This is a genomic window from Streptomyces sp. NPDC049597 (assembly GCF_040675505.1).
Classification (GTDB): Bacteria; Actinomycetota; Actinomycetes; order Streptomycetales; family Streptomycetaceae; genus Streptomyces.
The window spans coordinates 815,197-829,756 of record NZ_JBFAOY010000001.1; the positions used below are offsets into that span (position 1 = coordinate 815,197).

A 14,560-nucleotide genomic window follows, 5' to 3' on the forward strand; every position below is an offset into this window, starting at 1 on the left:
CGCCCGCTAGAGGGCGACGGCCGATACCCCTGTGACCTGCAGTTTTACGAATTACTTGGTCGACGGACCAACCTGGACCGTGATCGTCTGACCGCTGCGCGGCTCCTTGACGATCGAGATCTTGGTGTTGGTGTCAGTTACCTTGACGCCCGCCGTCGGGTTCTCCGCGTACCAGTAGACGCCCTTGCGGTCGTCGAAGATGGAGTTGCCCGGCTGCGACGCCAGCGAGAACGGGACGCCCGCGTTGTGCAGCTGGAAGGCGTCCGTCCGGTACCGGCTGAACGTCGAGTCGAACGTCTGGATCTTGTTGCGCATCAGCGTGCCGTCGGCCCACTTCAGCGGCTTGGCGTGGGCGTCGACCGGAAGGACCAGACCCTCACCCGGGTGGGCACTGGTGTTGTTGTCCTTCTGGGAGGTGTCCCACTGCCAGATCAGCAGACCGTTCTGGTACGGGTAGTGCTCGACCCAGCCGTCCTTCGGCGCCTTCCAGCCGAAGTTGTACGGGCCGACCTTCAGGGTCTTGTCGTACGAGACGTACTGGCGGTTCTCCGCGATGTAGTACTGCTCGTACTCCTTGGTGAAGCCCTCACCGATGCGCGAGAAGCCCTTCGCGGTCCAGCCGGGGACCTCGCCCTCGGCGTTGTCCGAGAACAGCGGGGCGCCGTCGGCGTTGATCACGATGGAGTCGGCCGCGAAGCCCTTGCCCGCGACGCCGCCGTCCGTCTGGTAGCGGAAGCGGACGTCGACCTTCTTGCCCGCGTAGGCGTCCAGCGCGTAGACGAGCTTCTTGTGGCCCTCCGACGGGCCGGTCAGCGCCGGCTTGTCGCTCGCGTCGCGGGTGATGGCCTTGCCGTCGGCGGTGCCGTCCACCGGCGTCCAGTTGGCGCCGCCGTCCGTCGACACCTCGGCGTAGAGGTAGTCGTAGTCCGCCTCGATGTCCCACCAGCCGGTGAGCTCCAGCGTGGCCTTGGACTTGCCGGAGAGGTCGACGGTGCGGGACAGGGTGTTCTTGAGGTCGTCACCCATGTCGCTCCACCACTGCCGGGAGCCCTCGGCGGGCTTCACGACATTGGTGGTGACCTTCTTCTTCGGCAGCTCGACGAGGAGTGCCTGCGGCCTCTTGGTGTTGTACTCGGCCACGCCCAGCGTGTGGGTGGACTTCGTCGCCGCCTTGGCCTTGGTGTAGTTGAGCCAGCCCAGCTGCAGCTTGTCCCAGGCGGTCATGTCGCCGGGGAGGTCGCCGATGGAGTCCTTGCCGGTGCCCAGCCAGGAGCCGGCCGACATCAGGGTCCAGTAGCCGGTCGAGTTCTCGCCCTTGCCCGAGGTGTCGTAGTGGTCGGGCAGGCCGAGGTCGTGGCCGTACTCGTGGGCGAAGACCCCGAGGCCGCCGTTCTCGGGCTGCACGGTGTAGTCGCCGACCCAGATGCCGGTGTCGCCGATCTGGGTGCCGCCCGCCTTGTTGTGCGCGGGGCCGGTCTTGCCGGCGTCGGTGCCGTACGCGTACCAGCGGTGGGCCCACAGGGCGTTCGGGCCCTCGGCGCCGCCGCCCGCGGACTCGTCCTCGCCGGCGTGGACGAACTGGAAGTGGTCGATGTAGCCGTCGGACTCGTTGAAGTCGCCGTCGCCGTCGTGGTCGTACCGGTCCCACTTGTCGTACTCGGCGAGCGTCGCCTTGATCTCGGCGTCCGACCTGCCCTTGGCCTTCTGGTCGGCGACCCAGGCGTTGACGCCGTCGCGGACGGCGTCCCAGGCGTTGGCGCAGTTGGACTGGCCGCAGTAGTTGGAGCCGTAACGGGCCTCGTTGTAGTCGACCTTGACCCAGTCGGAGACCATGCCGTCGACCGAGTACCGGCCTGAGGAGGTCTTCTCGTAGTAGGTCTTCAGGGAGTGCTTCGGCTGACCGTTCTCGTCCTTGCCGGTGCCGAAGTAGAGGTCCTCGAAGTGCTTCTGGTTGTAGTCGGCCTGCCAGGCGGTCGAGTTGTCCACCGACCGGTCGGGCTCGGCGATCTTGTTGTGGAGCGGGCCGGGCGTGCCGCCGTACTTCTTGACCGGGGGCTTGGGTCCGTCCGCGCCGTCCGGGTCGTGCATCGTCGTGTCGTCGACCTTGTCGCCGAACTCCACGAGGATGGTGAAGATCTTGTCCGTCTTCTCCCGGGCGAGCTCGACGTACTTCCTGTCGTCGAGCTTGACGACATTCGAGCCGCCGCGCCTCTGCACGGTGGCGTCGCCGGTTATCAGCTGCTCCATGGCAGCCTCGCGCTGCGCCTCCTGCTGCTTGCTGAAGGGGCCTTCGAGGTCGTGGTCGACATGGGCCTCGTGCGGGGCCGGGTCGTGGCGCTCGATGGCGGCCGGGTCCGACGACTTGTGGTCGTCGGCCTGTGCGAAGGTGAACGCCGACGCCGTCGCGGTCGTGGCGGCGAGCGCGACGACGACCGCGGACGCTCTGAACGTCCGTCGCTTGCTGGTCACTTGATGGTGTCCTCCCCCGCGTTCCGTCGGCGCTGCGGACGGAAGTGTGGGGTTGTCCGCGCGCGCGGTGTACGCGTCTCAAGTGACGACATTCGATCGGAGTTGAGGCAGAAAAGACAACCCTTGACTTGAACAGACCAACTGCACTATGCAGGAGCGGAGTTCCGTTATCCGAACGGCGGCGAATCCGGACAGAGGCGCAGACTTCCAGCCATCCGGCTGGGAGGAATGACTCCGTGCGCCCCCCATGCACCGGCACCGTGGGTTAGGTCACGCTTACTGCCGGTTCCTCACGGGCATTCAGGATCGTAGAGTCTTGCGGCGGTGCGACCACCGGCCCCCGAGTCTCTCCCCGCCCCTGTCCCGAGGACGGATACCGTGATGCCGCGTCCGACTGCCGCACAGTACGCCTACGGTTCGGCCACCGTCGTCTTCTCGACCGTCGCCCTGCTGCTGCTGACCCGCACGACGGACGGTGTCGCCGTCGCCGCGATAGGTGTCCTCGCCCTGGCACTCGGCCTCGCGGTCGCGCTCGCCCTTCCGGTGCGCCGCGTGGCCGGTCCGTCCGGGGAGCGTGCCGCGTCCCGGGAGGCGGACCTCGTCGCGTCGGCCCGTACGCCCGAGCCGACGGCCACCGCGGCCGCCGCCGACGGTCTCACCACCCGCGTGCCGGCGCCCCGCGCCGGGGCCGCGGTCGCCGGGCACTCGCTACGCCGCTGAGACGACGACCGTCTTCCCCGCCTTGTCGTGCAGACCCTGCTTGTAGGGCTTGTCGGTCAGCACGGTGATGAGGATGACGAGCCACCAGATGCAGTAGCAGCACACCAGCGCGGGCACCCACAGCACGACGGCACGCATCAGCGCGGAACTCGTGTCCGGCGTCCGTCCGTCCTCGAGCATCGCGACCCGCAGCTTCATCAGCCGCTTGCCCACGGTCTGGCCGTTGCGCTTCGTCATGATCGTGTCGTAACCGATGTACGCGACCAGGGAGATGAGCGTCCACAGCCACTGCCGGCCCGTGTTGACCTGGTCGGTGATCTCCTCCCAGTCGTCGCCTTCGGTGGTCACCTCCCAGCCGCCGGCCAGCAGGGAGATCACCGCGAGGGGGATCGCGATGATCAGGATGTCGACGAGCCGTGCGACGAAGCGCTTGCCGAACTCGGCGAGCGGCGGCATTCCCGCGAGCGGATCCGGTCCGCCGTAGCCACCCCCGTAGGCGTTCGGACCATAGGGAGGCGGCATACCGCCGCCGTACGGACCGCCGGGCCCGCCCGCGCCGCCGCCGGGGGTGTCGTACGGGGAGCCGCCACCGGGCGGCGGGCCGCCCTGCCCCCCGGCCCCGCCGTACGGAGACCCGGGCGGCGGCCCCTGACCCTCGCCGCCGCCGGTCCCGCCGCCCTCGCCGGGCCCGGGCTCCTGCGGCCTCTTGCGGAACGGGTCGTCATCGGGCGGCGGGCCGGGCGGCGGCTGATCGTTGCTCATGGGGGCAGTGCATACCGGCACAAGGGGCCCCGCAACGGCTCGCGCGCGTTCGGGGGAACGCGCGCGCCACGGCGTGCGGAGCGGATCAGCCCGTCACGAACGTGTGCGCCGCCTTGTCGTGCCAGCACTGCCGCCACGGGCGGTCGAACAGGCACCACAGCACATTGAGCACGCCGAGGACGAGGACGCCCAGCACGCTGTAGACCAGCCAGCGGCGCAGCGCCGCACCGAACGGCGGCGGTTCGTGGGACTCGATGTCGAGCACCTTCACCCCGCACAGCCTCTTGCCCAGGGTGCTGCCCCACTTGGCGGTCGGCAGCGCCTCGTACAGCGCGCCGAGGACGAGGAGAGCGCCGAGGACGATGCCGAGCTGGCCCGAGGTGGTCCCGTCGATCAGCCAGACCGTGACCGTCTCGCCGGACAGCTTCGCCGCCTCGATCTTGTCGTCGATGTGGGCGAGCGCGCTCAGGACGACCGGGACCGCGACGGCGCCGACCAGCGCCCCGAGCACGAGCGTGTCGATGAGCCGGGCGGCGAACCGCTTGCCGAGGGAGGCGGGCCGGGCGTTCGCCTGTGCCCGCGCCGCGGCCAGGAACGGGTCGTCGACCGGGGGCTTCCACGGCGGGACCTGCCGGCCGGCGTCGGGGGCCGGGCCCGACTGGGCGAGTTGGTGGACCTGCTGCGCCCACGAGGCGGCGCCGCCACCGGGGCCGTTGGTGACGGGCGTCTGTGCGGCCGGGGCCTGGGCGGCCGGTGCCTGCGGCTGCGGCGCCCGCTGCTGCGGTGCGGGCGACGGGACCTGGGGCTGGGGCTCGGGCTGCGACGGGGCGGGGACGCCCGGCTGCTGGGCGGGCGCGGCGGCTCCGGCTCCGGCTCCGCCTCCGGCTCCGGCTCCGGCTCCGGCTCCGAGCGAACGGATCGTCATGGTGCCGTCGGGCTCTGCGCCCGTGGCCGGTCCGCCCGGACGCTGCGCGCGCACGGTGACCGTGTGCTCGGCCGGCGGGCGGCCCGCGGGGGCATCGCCGGAGCCGTCCGCGCCGGGGCGCAGGGCCCGGATGGCGACGGTGCCGTCCGTCAGGGGGCCGTCGGGCGCGGACGGGGCGAGCGGGCGGGCCTCGCCGGGAGCGTCGCCGCGGCCGGTCCCGCTCTGCGGGGTGACCGACCGCATGCCGGGCAGCCGGCCGCCGCTCGGGTCGACGGCCCCCGAGGGCTCGGCCGGGCGGCGCGGGTCGGACGTGCCCGCGTCGCCGGAAGGGTCGCCGGCACGCGGGTCCTGGGCGCCGCCCCAGGAGACGCGGTTGTCCAGGTCGCCGCCGAAGCCGGACTGGCGAGCGGCGTCCGCCTGCCAGGCGGACGCGGGCTCGGGACGCGAGGGCTGGGCATCGGGCTCCTCGTCGAGGAAGACCGGGCCGGTCTCCTCCACGGGCGCGGGCGCGGGCGCGGGCGCGGGGGCGGGCGCGGGGGCGGGCGTCGCGCGCGCGGCGGGCACCGCCGACGCGGGCGGCGTGGGCATCTCCTCGCCCGACTTGGGCGCGGGCCTGCTCGTACCGGGCACCCACGCGGCACCGTTCCAGTACCGGACATATCCGGGGATGGAGGGGTCCGGGTAGTAGCCGGGCGTGGGGCTGCTGTCGCCGGTTGCCGGGGTTGGCGCGCTCATCACCGTGGTCCCGTATCTCTTCGAGGCCTCAATTCAAGGCTCCACATCTATCAGACCCTCGCACGCACCTGGGCCGGTCCTTCGGTAACGACCACTTTCCGGTAAGGGCGGGGTCACGGAAAGTTGTCACCCGAAGTCGCGTAAGAGCCGCGGGGGAAGCCCCTCTCCCTCTGTGAGGCCCGCTCCTGGCGGGCCCGGACCGGAAGCACAGGAGAGGGAGACGACGATGAAGAAGACCGTGGTGCAACGCGACCTGGAGCTGAAGCTGCTGCTGTCGCGGGAGCGCGGCGTCCCCGTGCCGGCCCGGCTGACCTACCGCACCGACGACCCGTACGCCGTCCACATCACCTTCCACACCCGCTCGGACCACCCCGTCGACTGGACGTTCGCCCGTGACCTCCTCGTCGAGGGGGTCTTCCGGCCGTGCGGCGACGGTGACGTACGCGTGTGGCCGGCGAAGTCCGGGGGCCGCGGCGTCATCCTGCTGGCGCTCGGTTCACCCGAGGGCGACGCGCTGATCGAGGCGTCCTCGGCGGTGGTGTCCGGATGGCTGGAGCAGACGCTGCGGCTCGTGCCGCCCGGCTCGGAGACGGAGCAGCTCGGCCTCGACGACGGCCTGGCCGAGCTGCTCTCCCCCACCAGGACCGAGGACGCGTAGCGGAGTGGAGGGTGAGGTCTCAGAACAGCTTGCCGGGGTTGAGGATCCCGAACGGGTCGAAGGTGCGGCGGATGCCGCGCTGCAACTCCAGACCCACCGGTCCCAGTTCGCGTGCCAGCCATTCCTTCTTCAGCACGCCGACGCCGTGTTCGCCGGTGATGGTGCCACCCAGTTCCAGACCGAGCGCCATGATCTCGTCGAACGACTCGCGGGCCCGCCGCGACTCGTCCGGGTCGTGGTGGTCGAAACAGACGACGGGATGGGTGTTGCCGTCACCGGCGTGCGCGCAGACCCCGATGGTGAGGTCGTACTTGTCGGCGATCGCCGCCGTACCGTCGATCATCTCGCCCAGCTTCGAGCGCGGTACGCAGACGTCGTCGATCATCGTCGCCGACTTGACCGTCTCCAGCGCGGTCAGGGACAACCTGCGCGCCTGGAGCAACAGTTCGGACTCGGCCGCCGTGTCGGCGGGCACGACCTCGCTCGCGCCCGCCGCCTCGCAGAGCGCCGCGACCGCGGCCAGGTCGGCGGCCGGGTCGGGGGTGTCGAAGGCACACAGCAGCAGGGCCTCGGTGGTCTCCGGCAGCCCCATGTTGGCCAGCTTGTTGACCGCCCGGACGGTGGTGCGGTCCATGATCTCCAGCAGTGACGGGGTGTGGCCGCGCTCCATGATCGCGCAGACGGCGTCGCAGGCGCTCGCCGCGGAGGGGAACTCGGCGGCGAGCACGAGCTGGGCGGGCGGCTGCGGCTTGAGCGCCAGCACCGCCTCGACAACGATGCCGAGGCTGCCCTCGGAGCCCACGAACAGCCGTGTGAGGTCGTAGCCGGCGACGCCCTTGGCGGTGCGCCGGCCCGTGGTCAGCAGCCTGCCGTCGGCGAGGACGACCTTCAGTCCGAGCACGTATTCGGCGGTCACGCCGTACTTGACGCAGCACAGTCCGCCGGACGCCGTTCCGATGTTGCCGCCGATGGTGCACATCTCCCAGCTGGAGGGGTCCGGCGGGTAGTACAGGCCGTGCTCGTTCACCGCGCGGGACAGCACCGCGTTGACGACGCCCGGCTCGACGACCGCGATCCGGTCGACCGGGTTGATCTCCAGGATCCGGTCCATCCTGGTCAGCGACAGCACGATGCAGCCGTCCGAGGCGTTGGCCGCGCCCGACAGGCCCGTACGGGCGCCCTGCGGCACCACGGGCACGCGCAGGGCGGTCGCGGTCCGCATCACGTGCTGGACCTGTTCGACGGTCCGGGGCAGGACCACGACGGCGGGGCTGCCCGCGTCGCAGAAACTCGCCATGTCGCGCCCGTACGACGGGGTCACGTCCGGGTCGGTGATCAGTGCCTCGTCAGGCAGTCCGGCCCGCAGCCGTTCCAGGAGATCGTCCATGATCCCAGCGTCGCACCGGGGGCCATCGGTGTGAACCCGTCTGCGTTCCGCTTCGCACAACCGAGTGTGTACTTCGTATGAGCTGCCCGCTGACGCACAGTGAGCGCCATGAAGAGCGAAACCCTGAAGAACGCCGCTGTCAGCACGCTGGTCGGCGCGACGCTGGTCACCGGGGTGATCCTGCTCGCGCCCGGATGGGGGGAGGAGACGGGTACCGGGCCGGCCACCCAGCGGTCCGCGGTCCGCGCGATGGCCGCGGCCGGTGCGGGCGCGCCGGCCGCGCCGGCCGATCTGAAGGCGCTGATCGGCGACTACGAGGACTGGCTGCACCGCCATCCGGGTGACGGCCCGTCATGGGCGGTGCTCGGCGCGGCCTATGTGGAGCGGGGCACGCGGTTCGCGCGGCCGCAGGACTTCTCGAAGGCGGAGGAGGCGCTCGAACGCTCGATGGAGCTCAGGACGGCGAAGGACCGGGAAGACGTCCGCGCGCTGGTGGGGACGGCGGCGCTGGCCAACGCGCGGCACGACTACGTGACCGCGCGCCTCTGGGGCGAGCGGGCCCGCAGACTGGCCCCCACGACGTGGACGGTGTACCCGGTGCTCGTCGACGCCTACACCGGGCTGGGGAACCTCAACGCCGCCGGCAAGGCGATGGACACGCTGCACGAACTGCACTCGGGACCCCAGGTGCAGGACCGCGAGGCGCAGCTCTACCGGGACAGGGGCTGGCGCGAGGACGCCGCGGCCCTCGCGTACGACGCGACGGAGCAGGCCGAGACGGGCGCCGCGAAGGCCACCGCGCTCGTACGGCAGGGTGAGCTGGCCTGGGAACGGGGCGAGGCCGCCGAGGCCGTGGACCACTACGACGCTGCGCTGGAGGCCGACCCCGGCAGCCACCGGGCCCTCGCGGGACGTGCCCGCGCCCTGGCGGCGCTGGACCGCACGGACGAGGCGCAGCGGGACTACGAGGAGGCGCTGGACCTGGCGCCGCTGCCGGAGTACGCGCTGGAGGCGGGCGAGTTGGCCGAGTCGCTCGGCCTGGACGGGGACGCGGCGACCCAGTACGCCCGGGTGCGCACCCTGGTCGAGGAGGCACGCGCCCACGGGGTCGACGGCGACCTGGTGCTGGCGCGGTACGAGGCGGACCACGGCGATCCGGAGTCGGCGGTGCGGCGCCTCCAGGACCAATGGTGGCGCGGCCACCGCAGCGTGGCCGTCGCGGACGCGATGGGCTGGGCTCTGTACCGGGCGGACCGGGCGGAGGACGCGCTCCCGTTCGCGAAGCTCACGACGGGGCAGGGAGCGCGGAACGCACTGTTCTGGTACCACCGGGGCAAGATCGAGCGGGCGCTCGGCAACGAGGGGCGGGCGCGCCGGCACATCGAGGAGGCGCTGCGCATGAACCCGGACTTCTCCCCCCTGCACGCGCCGAGGGCCCGCGAGGTGCTGGAGGCGCTGGGCGAGCCGTCGGCGGGGGGCCCGGTGGACGTGGACGGGGACGGGCTGCCGGACAAGGAGCCGTGGGTACCGCCGGCGGTGCCGCCGGCGACTGCGTCCCCGGGGGCGGGGGTGCCGTCGGCAGGTCCGTCGGCCGGAGTGCCGTCGGGGAGTCCGTCGGCCGGAGTGCCGTCGGCGGGTCCGTCCGTGGCGCCTTCGCAGCCGGTCGCGCAGCCGTCGGCGTCGCCCTCGCCCTCGCCCTCGTGGTCACCGTCGGTGCCGGCGTCGGCCTCACCGGCGGTGACCGGAACGAGATGATTTCTTCCGCGCGGCCGGCGGCTGCGGGCGGTATCCGCATCCCGGGACCGGGGCAGGCCCCGGACCTCGCACCGCGCTCCGCGCGGTGTCCTCAGACGCCGGACGGGCTGAAAAACCCGCTCCCGCCGGCGTTCGAGGCGCGGGAGCGGGGGCGGAGCCCCCCACCCGGAGGGCAGCCCGGCGCCGCGGGACCCGGCAGGTCCGGCGCGCGCGGCGGGGGGTGCGTCGCGCGCGCCGCGCGCGGGCTACAGGTTGCCGCGCTTCGCCTGCTCGCGCTCGATCGCCTCGAACAGCGCCTTGAAGTTGCCCTTGCCGAAGCCCATCGACCCGTGTCGTTCGATCATCTCGAAGAAGACCGTCGGGCGGTCCTGGACCGGCTTCGTGAAGATCTGCAGCAGGTAGCCGTCCTCGTCCCGGTCCACGAGGATCTTCAGCTCGCGCAGCGTCTCGACCGGCACCCGGGTCTCGCCCGCCCAGTCGCCGAGGGTGTCGTAGTACGAGTCGGGCGTGTCCAGGAACTGGACACCGGCGGCCCGCATCGTGCGCACGGTGGCGACGATGTCGTTCGTGGCGAGCGCGATGTGCTGGACGCCCGCGCCGCCGTAGAACTCCAGGTACTCGTCGATCTGCGACTTCTTCTTCGCGATCGCGGGCTCGTTGATCGGGAACTTCACCTTCAGCGTGCCGTCGGCGACGACCTTCGACATCAGGGCGGAGTACTCGGTGGCGATGTCGTCGCCCACGAACTCCTTCATGTTGGTGAAGCCCATGACCTTGTTGTAGAACGCGACCCACTCGTTCATCCTGCCGAGCTCGACGTTGCCCACGCAGTGGTCGATCGCCTGGAAGGTGCGCTTCGCCGGGGGCTCGACGATCGGGTCCGCGGCCACGAAGCCGGGCAGGTAGGGCCCGTCGTAGTCCCGGCGCTCGACGAGCGTGTGGCGGGTCGTGCCGTAGGTGGCGATGGCGGCGAGGACGACGACCCCGTGGTCGTCCTTGACCTCGTACGGCTCGGCGATGCCCGTCGCACCGTGCTCGACGGCGTACGCGTAGGCCGCGCGCGCGTCCGGAACCTCGATCGCGAGGTCGACGACACCGTCGCCGTGCACGGCGACGTGGTCCGCGAGGAAGCGGCCCCAGTCGGTGGACGCCTTGATCACGGACGTGAAGACGAAGCGGGCGGCGCCGTTGGTGAGGACGTAACTCGCGGTCTCGCGGCTGCCGTTCTCCGGTCCGGAGTAGGCGACGAGCTTCATGCCGAAGGCCGTGGAGTAGTAGTGCGCGGCCTGCTTGGCGTTGCCCACGGCGAAGACGACCGCGTCCATTCCCTTCACCGGGAAGGGGTCTGCCTTGCGCGCGGTCTCCGGGGTGTGATCGATGGTCATCGAGTTGTCTGCCATGGCTGCAGGCTCCCCCGGGACGGCAAGGTGCGCAATAGTTTCCGTAGCGACTGGTCAATCTGCCCAGCAGATCGGGCCGAGTGCCGGACGTTGTGTACAGGATGACCATTGGGGAGGCGTCATGGCGATCGATCATCTGGACGGGCGGCTCATCGTCCTGCTGGCGCGGGAGCCACGCATCGGGGTACTGGAGGCGTCGCGGCGGCTGGGGGTCGCGCGCGGCACCGTGCAGGCGCGCATGGACAGGCTCCAGGCGAACGGTGTGATCAGAGGCTTCGGCCCGGACGTCGACCCTGCGGCGCTGGGCTATCCCGTGACGGCGTTCGCCACGCTGGAGATCAAGCAGGGGCAGGGATCCGACGTACGGGCGCATCTGGCGACGGTCCCCGAGGTCCTGGAACTGCACACGACCACGGGCCACGGCGACATGCTGTGCCGGCTCGTCGCACGCTCCAACGCCGACCTCCAGCGGGTGATCGACCGGGTCGTGGGCTTCGAGGGGATCGTGCGCGCGTCGACGGCGATCGTCATGGAGAACCCGGTGCCGCTGCGGATCATCCCGCTGGTGGAGCAGGCGGCGGAGGACCCGGCCGACAGGTGACCCACGGCAAGGCGCCCGCCTTGCAAAGGAGTCGCTGCAAAAAAGCGTTGCAGCGACTCCTTTGCAAGGATACCTTTGCATGCATGAGCGAGCAGCCGACGCCCAAGGTCCGCACCCTCGACCCGCACTCCCTGCGCGGCCTGGCCCATCCCCTGCGCATGCGCCTGCTGTGGTCGCTGCGGCACGACGGGCCGGCAACCGCGTCCCAACTGGCCGAGAAGTTCGGCGAGTCGAGCGGCGCCACCAGCTACCACCTGCGCCAGCTCGCCGCCCACGGCTTCGTCGAGGACGACCCGGGGCGCGGCAAGGGCCGGGAGCGCTGGTGGAGGGCGGCGGAGGACGGGACGCGCTTCAACGACACCCTGTTCACCGATCCGGACCCGGCGGTACGCGGCGCGGCGGACCTGTTCATCCACGAAGTCGCGACCCAGCACACCCAGGAGGTCGCCACCTGGCTCGGCACCCATCACGACTGGCCCGAGGAATGGTGGGGCAGCTCCGACCTCAGCGACTTCACGCTGCGTCTGACCGCCGCTCAGGCGTTCGAGCTCAAGGAGAAGGTCCACGCCCTCATCGAGAGCTACCGGGACCTCGCACCGCCGCCCGGCACCGAGGGCGTCGCCCAGGTCCGGCTGCACACACACGCATTCCCACGCGCCACCGACTGAGGGGACCGAAGGACATGCACGCCGACATACACCTGAGACTGCACGAACTGCGCGCCGAGGAACTGCGCACGGAGGCCGCCCGTCATGTGCGGCGCGAGCGTCTTCGGACACAACTCGGCTGGGCCTTAGTCGAGTTGGGGCTTCGACTGCTGCTCCAGCCGTCCGGCCGCACCGGGCGCAGGGCCCTTCTCGTATGAGCGGGCAGGGGGGACCGGGAGACGGCCGGAGACGCGATCGCAGGCCGCTGGCCACCGTCCTGGCGGCCGACGCCGTCTCCATCAGCGGCAATTCGCTCACCCTCATCGGGGTTCCGTGGTTCGCCCTCGAGACCACGGGCAGCCCCGCCAAAGCAGGACTGGTCGCCTTCTGCGCGACCCTCCCCGTGGTCGTGTCGGCGATCACGGGTGGCCCGGTCATCGACCGCGTCGGCCGCCGCCGTGTCAGCGTCGTCACCGACCTGGTCTGCGCCGCCGCCCTCGTCGCCATCCCTCTCCTGCACCACACGGGCGCGCTGCGGTTCTGGATGCTGTGCGTGCTGATGGCCGTCACCGGCCTGTTCAACGCGCCCGGCGAGACCGCGCGCCACGTCCTCGTACCCGACCTCGCCGAGCGGGCCGGTACGAGCCTGCCGCGCGTCGCGAGCCTGTTCGACGCGGTGTCACGCGGCGCGCGGATGACCGGAGCGGCCCTGGCCGGCGTCCTGATCGCGCTGATCGGCGCGGAGGCCGTCCTGTTCGTGGACGCGGCGACCTTCTGCTGCTCGGCGCTGCTCGTCTCCTTCGGACTGCGCGGCCTGCGCGCCGCCGAGCCACGGCGGGACGCGCCTCGCATCTCCGTCGCCGCCTACCGGGCCGAGCTGCGGGAGGGGTACGCCTTCCTGCTGCGCAGCAGGCTGCTGCTCGGCGTCGTGCTGATGGTGATGCTCACCAACGGCCTCGACCAGGGCTGGAGTTCGGTGCTGCTGCCCGTGCACGCGCGGGAGAACCTCGGCGGCGCCCGCGACCTCGGCCTGCTCGTCGCCGTCTTCGGCGGCTGCGCGCTGCTCGGCGCGCTGCTGTACGCCGCGACAGGGCACCGGCTCCCGCGGCGGCTGCTGTTCACCGTCGCGTTCGTGCTGTGCGGGCTGCCGCGGTTCGTGGTGGCCGCGCTGGCGGACGGGGCGGCACCGCTCGCCGCCACGATGGCGGTCGCCGGTCTGGGCGCGGGCATGCTCAACCCGATCCTGACGACAGTGATGTACGAGCGCATCCCGGAGGAGCTGCGCAGCCGGGTCGCGAGCACGACGACGGCCGGCGTGCGGATGACGATGCCGCTCGGCGGTCTGGCGGCCGGCTACCTGGTCGAGCGGGCCGGGCTCGTGACGGCGCTGCTGGCGCTCGGCGGGCTGTACTTCCTGGCGACTCTGGCACCGGCCGTGTTCCCGTCCTGGCGGGGGCTGGACCGGGCGGACGCGGACGACGAGGGCACGGGACGGGGCTCGGACCGACCGGGCGGCGCCGAACCGGGCGGGGCGGCGGGACCACGCGGGGATGAACCCGGCCGGGCAGCCGGACCAGGCCGGGCCGAACCCGGAGGGGCAGCGGGACCGGACCGGGCAGCCGGACCCGACGGCGCCGTGACGGACGACACCGTGACGGACGACACCGCGGGCGTCAGCAGCTCGGGACCTTCCCGCCCCGCTCCAGCGCCCGCAGGGAGTCCACCGCGCCCCTGAGCGTGGTGACGGGGATCAGCCGCATCCCGGAGGGCAGTTCCGCCTGGGCGTCCGCGCACTCGTCCTTCGGGACCAGGAACACGGTCGCGCCGTCCCGCTTGGCCGCCTGGGTCTTCAGCGACACGCCCCCGACCGGGCCGACCTTGCCGTCGGCGGTGATCGTGCCCGTACCGGCGATGCTCCGGCCGCCGGTCAGATCCCCGCCCGCGCCGTCGCCGTCGAGCTTGGCGACGATGCCGAGGGAGAACAGCAGCCCGGCGCTGGGGCCGCCGACATCGGCGAGGTGCAGCGTGACCTTCACCTTCGCGGGGTCCTCGCCGAGATAACCGAGGGCCGCGCGGGTGGCGACGTCCTGCGACTGGCGCATGTCACGGACGTTGTGCCGCTCGATCTCCCGGTCCGACTTGCCCGCGGGGTAGACCGCGTCGCGGGGCAGCACGGCGCGGTCGGTACGGAACCATCCGTCGACCACGTCGCCGAGACCGACGTCGACGGACGGACCGCTCGCCACGATCGTCGTCATGCGCAGGGCGCCCTCGGTCTCGTGCGTCGGAGCACCGGAGATCGTGATGATCTGCCGCCCCTGGTCCTTGCTGAGCACGTCCGCGGTCATCCCGGGCTGCGCGACGACGTACGGCAGCGGCGCGAGTCCGGCGACGGCGAGCAGCGCGACGACGGGCAGGGCACAGAGGGCGAGGGCGCGGGGGCGCGTGAGGCTGGAGAGCACGGTGCCAATCTATCCGGCCGTGGGCCCGCTCCCGCCGGG

13 protein-coding genes are annotated in these 14,560 nt (G+C 71.8%); 7 read left to right on the plus strand and 6 right to left on the minus strand.

The window, feature by feature from the left end:
• Positions 1–51: 51 nt before the first annotated feature.
• Positions 52–2,469 carry an immune inhibitor A domain-containing protein gene (locus AB0K02_RS03715; protein WP_365990679.1) on the minus strand — a complete coding sequence of 806 codons (2,418 nt, stop codon included), beginning with the start codon at positions 2,467–2,469 and terminating at the stop codon, positions 52–54.
• Between the two features lie 381 nt (positions 2,470–2,850).
• Between AB0K02_RS03715 and AB0K02_RS03720 the strand changes: the two genes are divergently transcribed.
• Complete coding sequence (locus tag AB0K02_RS03720; RefSeq protein WP_365990680.1) at positions 2,851–3,189, plus strand: hypothetical protein; 339 nt, start codon at positions 2,851–2,853, stop codon at positions 3,187–3,189.
• Here the strand turns inward: AB0K02_RS03720 and AB0K02_RS03725 are convergent.
• The gene (locus AB0K02_RS03725) at positions 3,178–3,951 is read right to left on the minus strand and encodes an RDD family protein (RefSeq protein ID WP_365990681.1); all 774 of its coding nucleotides are present in this window, start codon (positions 3,949–3,951) and stop codon (positions 3,178–3,180) included. The two genes, AB0K02_RS03720 and AB0K02_RS03725, sit on opposite strands and share 12 nt — an antisense overlap.
• Before the next feature lie 85 nt (positions 3,952–4,036).
• Entirely contained in the window at positions 4,037–5,611 is a 1,575-nt protein-coding gene (locus AB0K02_RS03730; protein WP_365990682.1) for an RDD family protein, read from the minus strand.
• Between the two features lie 226 nt (positions 5,612–5,837).
• On the opposite strand from AB0K02_RS03730, the gene AB0K02_RS03735 reads away from it, so the two are divergent.
• Positions 5,838–6,269 carry an SsgA family sporulation/cell division regulator gene (locus AB0K02_RS03735; protein WP_365990683.1) on the plus strand — a complete coding sequence of 144 codons (432 nt, stop codon included), beginning with the start codon at positions 5,838–5,840 and terminating at the stop codon, positions 6,267–6,269.
• A 19-nt stretch (positions 6,270–6,288) separates the two neighbouring features.
• Here the strand turns inward: AB0K02_RS03735 and AB0K02_RS03740 are convergent, their stop codons facing one another.
• Positions 6,289–7,656: an FAD-linked oxidase C-terminal domain-containing protein gene (locus AB0K02_RS03740; protein WP_365990684.1), complete on the minus strand. Its 1,368-nt coding sequence runs from the start codon at positions 7,654–7,656 to the stop codon at positions 6,289–6,291.
• Positions 7,657–7,764: 108 nt separating this feature from the next.
• On the opposite strand from AB0K02_RS03740, the gene AB0K02_RS03745 reads away from it, so the two are divergent.
• Positions 7,765–9,411, plus strand: coding sequence for a tetratricopeptide repeat protein (locus AB0K02_RS03745; RefSeq protein WP_365990685.1), 1,647 nt, complete (start codon positions 7,765–7,767; stop codon positions 9,409–9,411).
• A 245-nt stretch (positions 9,412–9,656) separates the two neighbouring features.
• Here AB0K02_RS03745 and hppD read toward each other — a convergent pair whose 3' ends face one another.
• Positions 9,657–10,796: a 4-hydroxyphenylpyruvate dioxygenase gene (hppD, locus tag AB0K02_RS03750; RefSeq protein ID WP_365990751.1), complete on the minus strand. Its 1,140-nt coding sequence runs from the start codon at positions 10,794–10,796 to the stop codon at positions 9,657–9,659.
• A gap of 136 nt (positions 10,797–10,932) precedes the next feature.
• Here hppD and AB0K02_RS03755 point away from each other — a divergent pair, with 136 nt between their 5' ends.
• The 4 genes from AB0K02_RS03755 (at position 10,933) to AB0K02_RS03770 (ending at position 13,794) form a co-directional block, all read left to right on the plus strand.
• Positions 10,933–11,412, plus strand: a complete 480-nt coding sequence (locus AB0K02_RS03755; protein ID WP_177152582.1) for an Lrp/AsnC family transcriptional regulator — start codon at positions 10,933–10,935, stop codon at positions 11,410–11,412.
• A gap of 83 nt (positions 11,413–11,495) precedes the next feature.
• Entirely contained in the window at positions 11,496–12,080 is a 585-nt protein-coding gene (locus AB0K02_RS03760) for a winged helix-turn-helix domain-containing protein (protein WP_365990686.1), read from the plus strand.
• A 14-nt stretch (positions 12,081–12,094) separates the two neighbouring features.
• Positions 12,095–12,277: a hypothetical protein gene (locus AB0K02_RS03765; protein ID WP_365990687.1), complete on the plus strand. Its 183-nt coding sequence runs from the start codon at positions 12,095–12,097 to the stop codon at positions 12,275–12,277.
• Positions 12,274–13,794, plus strand: coding sequence for an MFS transporter (locus AB0K02_RS03770; protein ID WP_365990688.1), 1,521 nt, complete (start codon positions 12,274–12,276; stop codon positions 13,792–13,794). Before AB0K02_RS03765 ends, AB0K02_RS03770 begins: the two co-directional genes overlap by 4 nt.
• Here AB0K02_RS03770 and AB0K02_RS03775 read toward each other — a convergent pair.
• Positions 13,733–14,521: a S16 family serine protease gene (locus tag AB0K02_RS03775; RefSeq protein WP_365990689.1), complete on the minus strand. Its 789-nt coding sequence runs from the start codon at positions 14,519–14,521 to the stop codon at positions 13,733–13,735. The two genes, AB0K02_RS03770 and AB0K02_RS03775, sit on opposite strands and share 62 nt — an antisense overlap.
• Positions 14,522–14,560 lie beyond the last annotated feature (39 nt).

Bases quoted from the DNA above. Each gene is read 5' to 3' on its own strand.
- AB0K02_RS03765 (WP_365990687.1), top strand. From the start codon at position 12,095: ATGCACGCCGACATACACCTGAGACTGCACGAACTGCGCGCCGAGGAA.
- AB0K02_RS03745 (WP_365990685.1), top strand. From the start codon at position 7,765: ATGAAGAGCGAAACCCTGAAGAACGCCGCTGTCAGCACGCTGGTCGGC.
- AB0K02_RS03755 (WP_177152582.1), top strand. From the start codon at position 10,933: ATGGCGATCGATCATCTGGACGGGCGGCTCATCGTCCTGCTGGCGCGG.
- AB0K02_RS03730 (WP_365990682.1), bottom strand. From the start codon at position 5,611: ATGAGCGCGCCAACCCCGGCAACCGGCGACAGCAGCCCCACGCCCGGC.
- hppD (WP_365990751.1), bottom strand. From the start codon at position 10,796: ATGACCATCGATCACACCCCGGAGACCGCGCGCAAGGCAGACCCCTTC.
- AB0K02_RS03760 (WP_365990686.1), top strand. From the start codon at position 11,496: ATGAGCGAGCAGCCGACGCCCAAGGTCCGCACCCTCGACCCGCACTCC.
- AB0K02_RS03770 (WP_365990688.1), top strand. From the start codon at position 12,274: ATGAGCGGGCAGGGGGGACCGGGAGACGGCCGGAGACGCGATCGCAGG.
- AB0K02_RS03720 (WP_365990680.1), top strand. From the start codon at position 2,851: ATGCCGCGTCCGACTGCCGCACAGTACGCCTACGGTTCGGCCACCGTC.
- AB0K02_RS03735 (WP_365990683.1), top strand. From the start codon at position 5,838: ATGAAGAAGACCGTGGTGCAACGCGACCTGGAGCTGAAGCTGCTGCTG.
- AB0K02_RS03740 (WP_365990684.1), bottom strand. From the start codon at position 7,656: ATGGACGATCTCCTGGAACGGCTGCGGGCCGGACTGCCTGACGAGGCA.
- AB0K02_RS03725 (WP_365990681.1), bottom strand. From the start codon at position 3,951: ATGAGCAACGATCAGCCGCCGCCCGGCCCGCCGCCCGATGACGACCCG.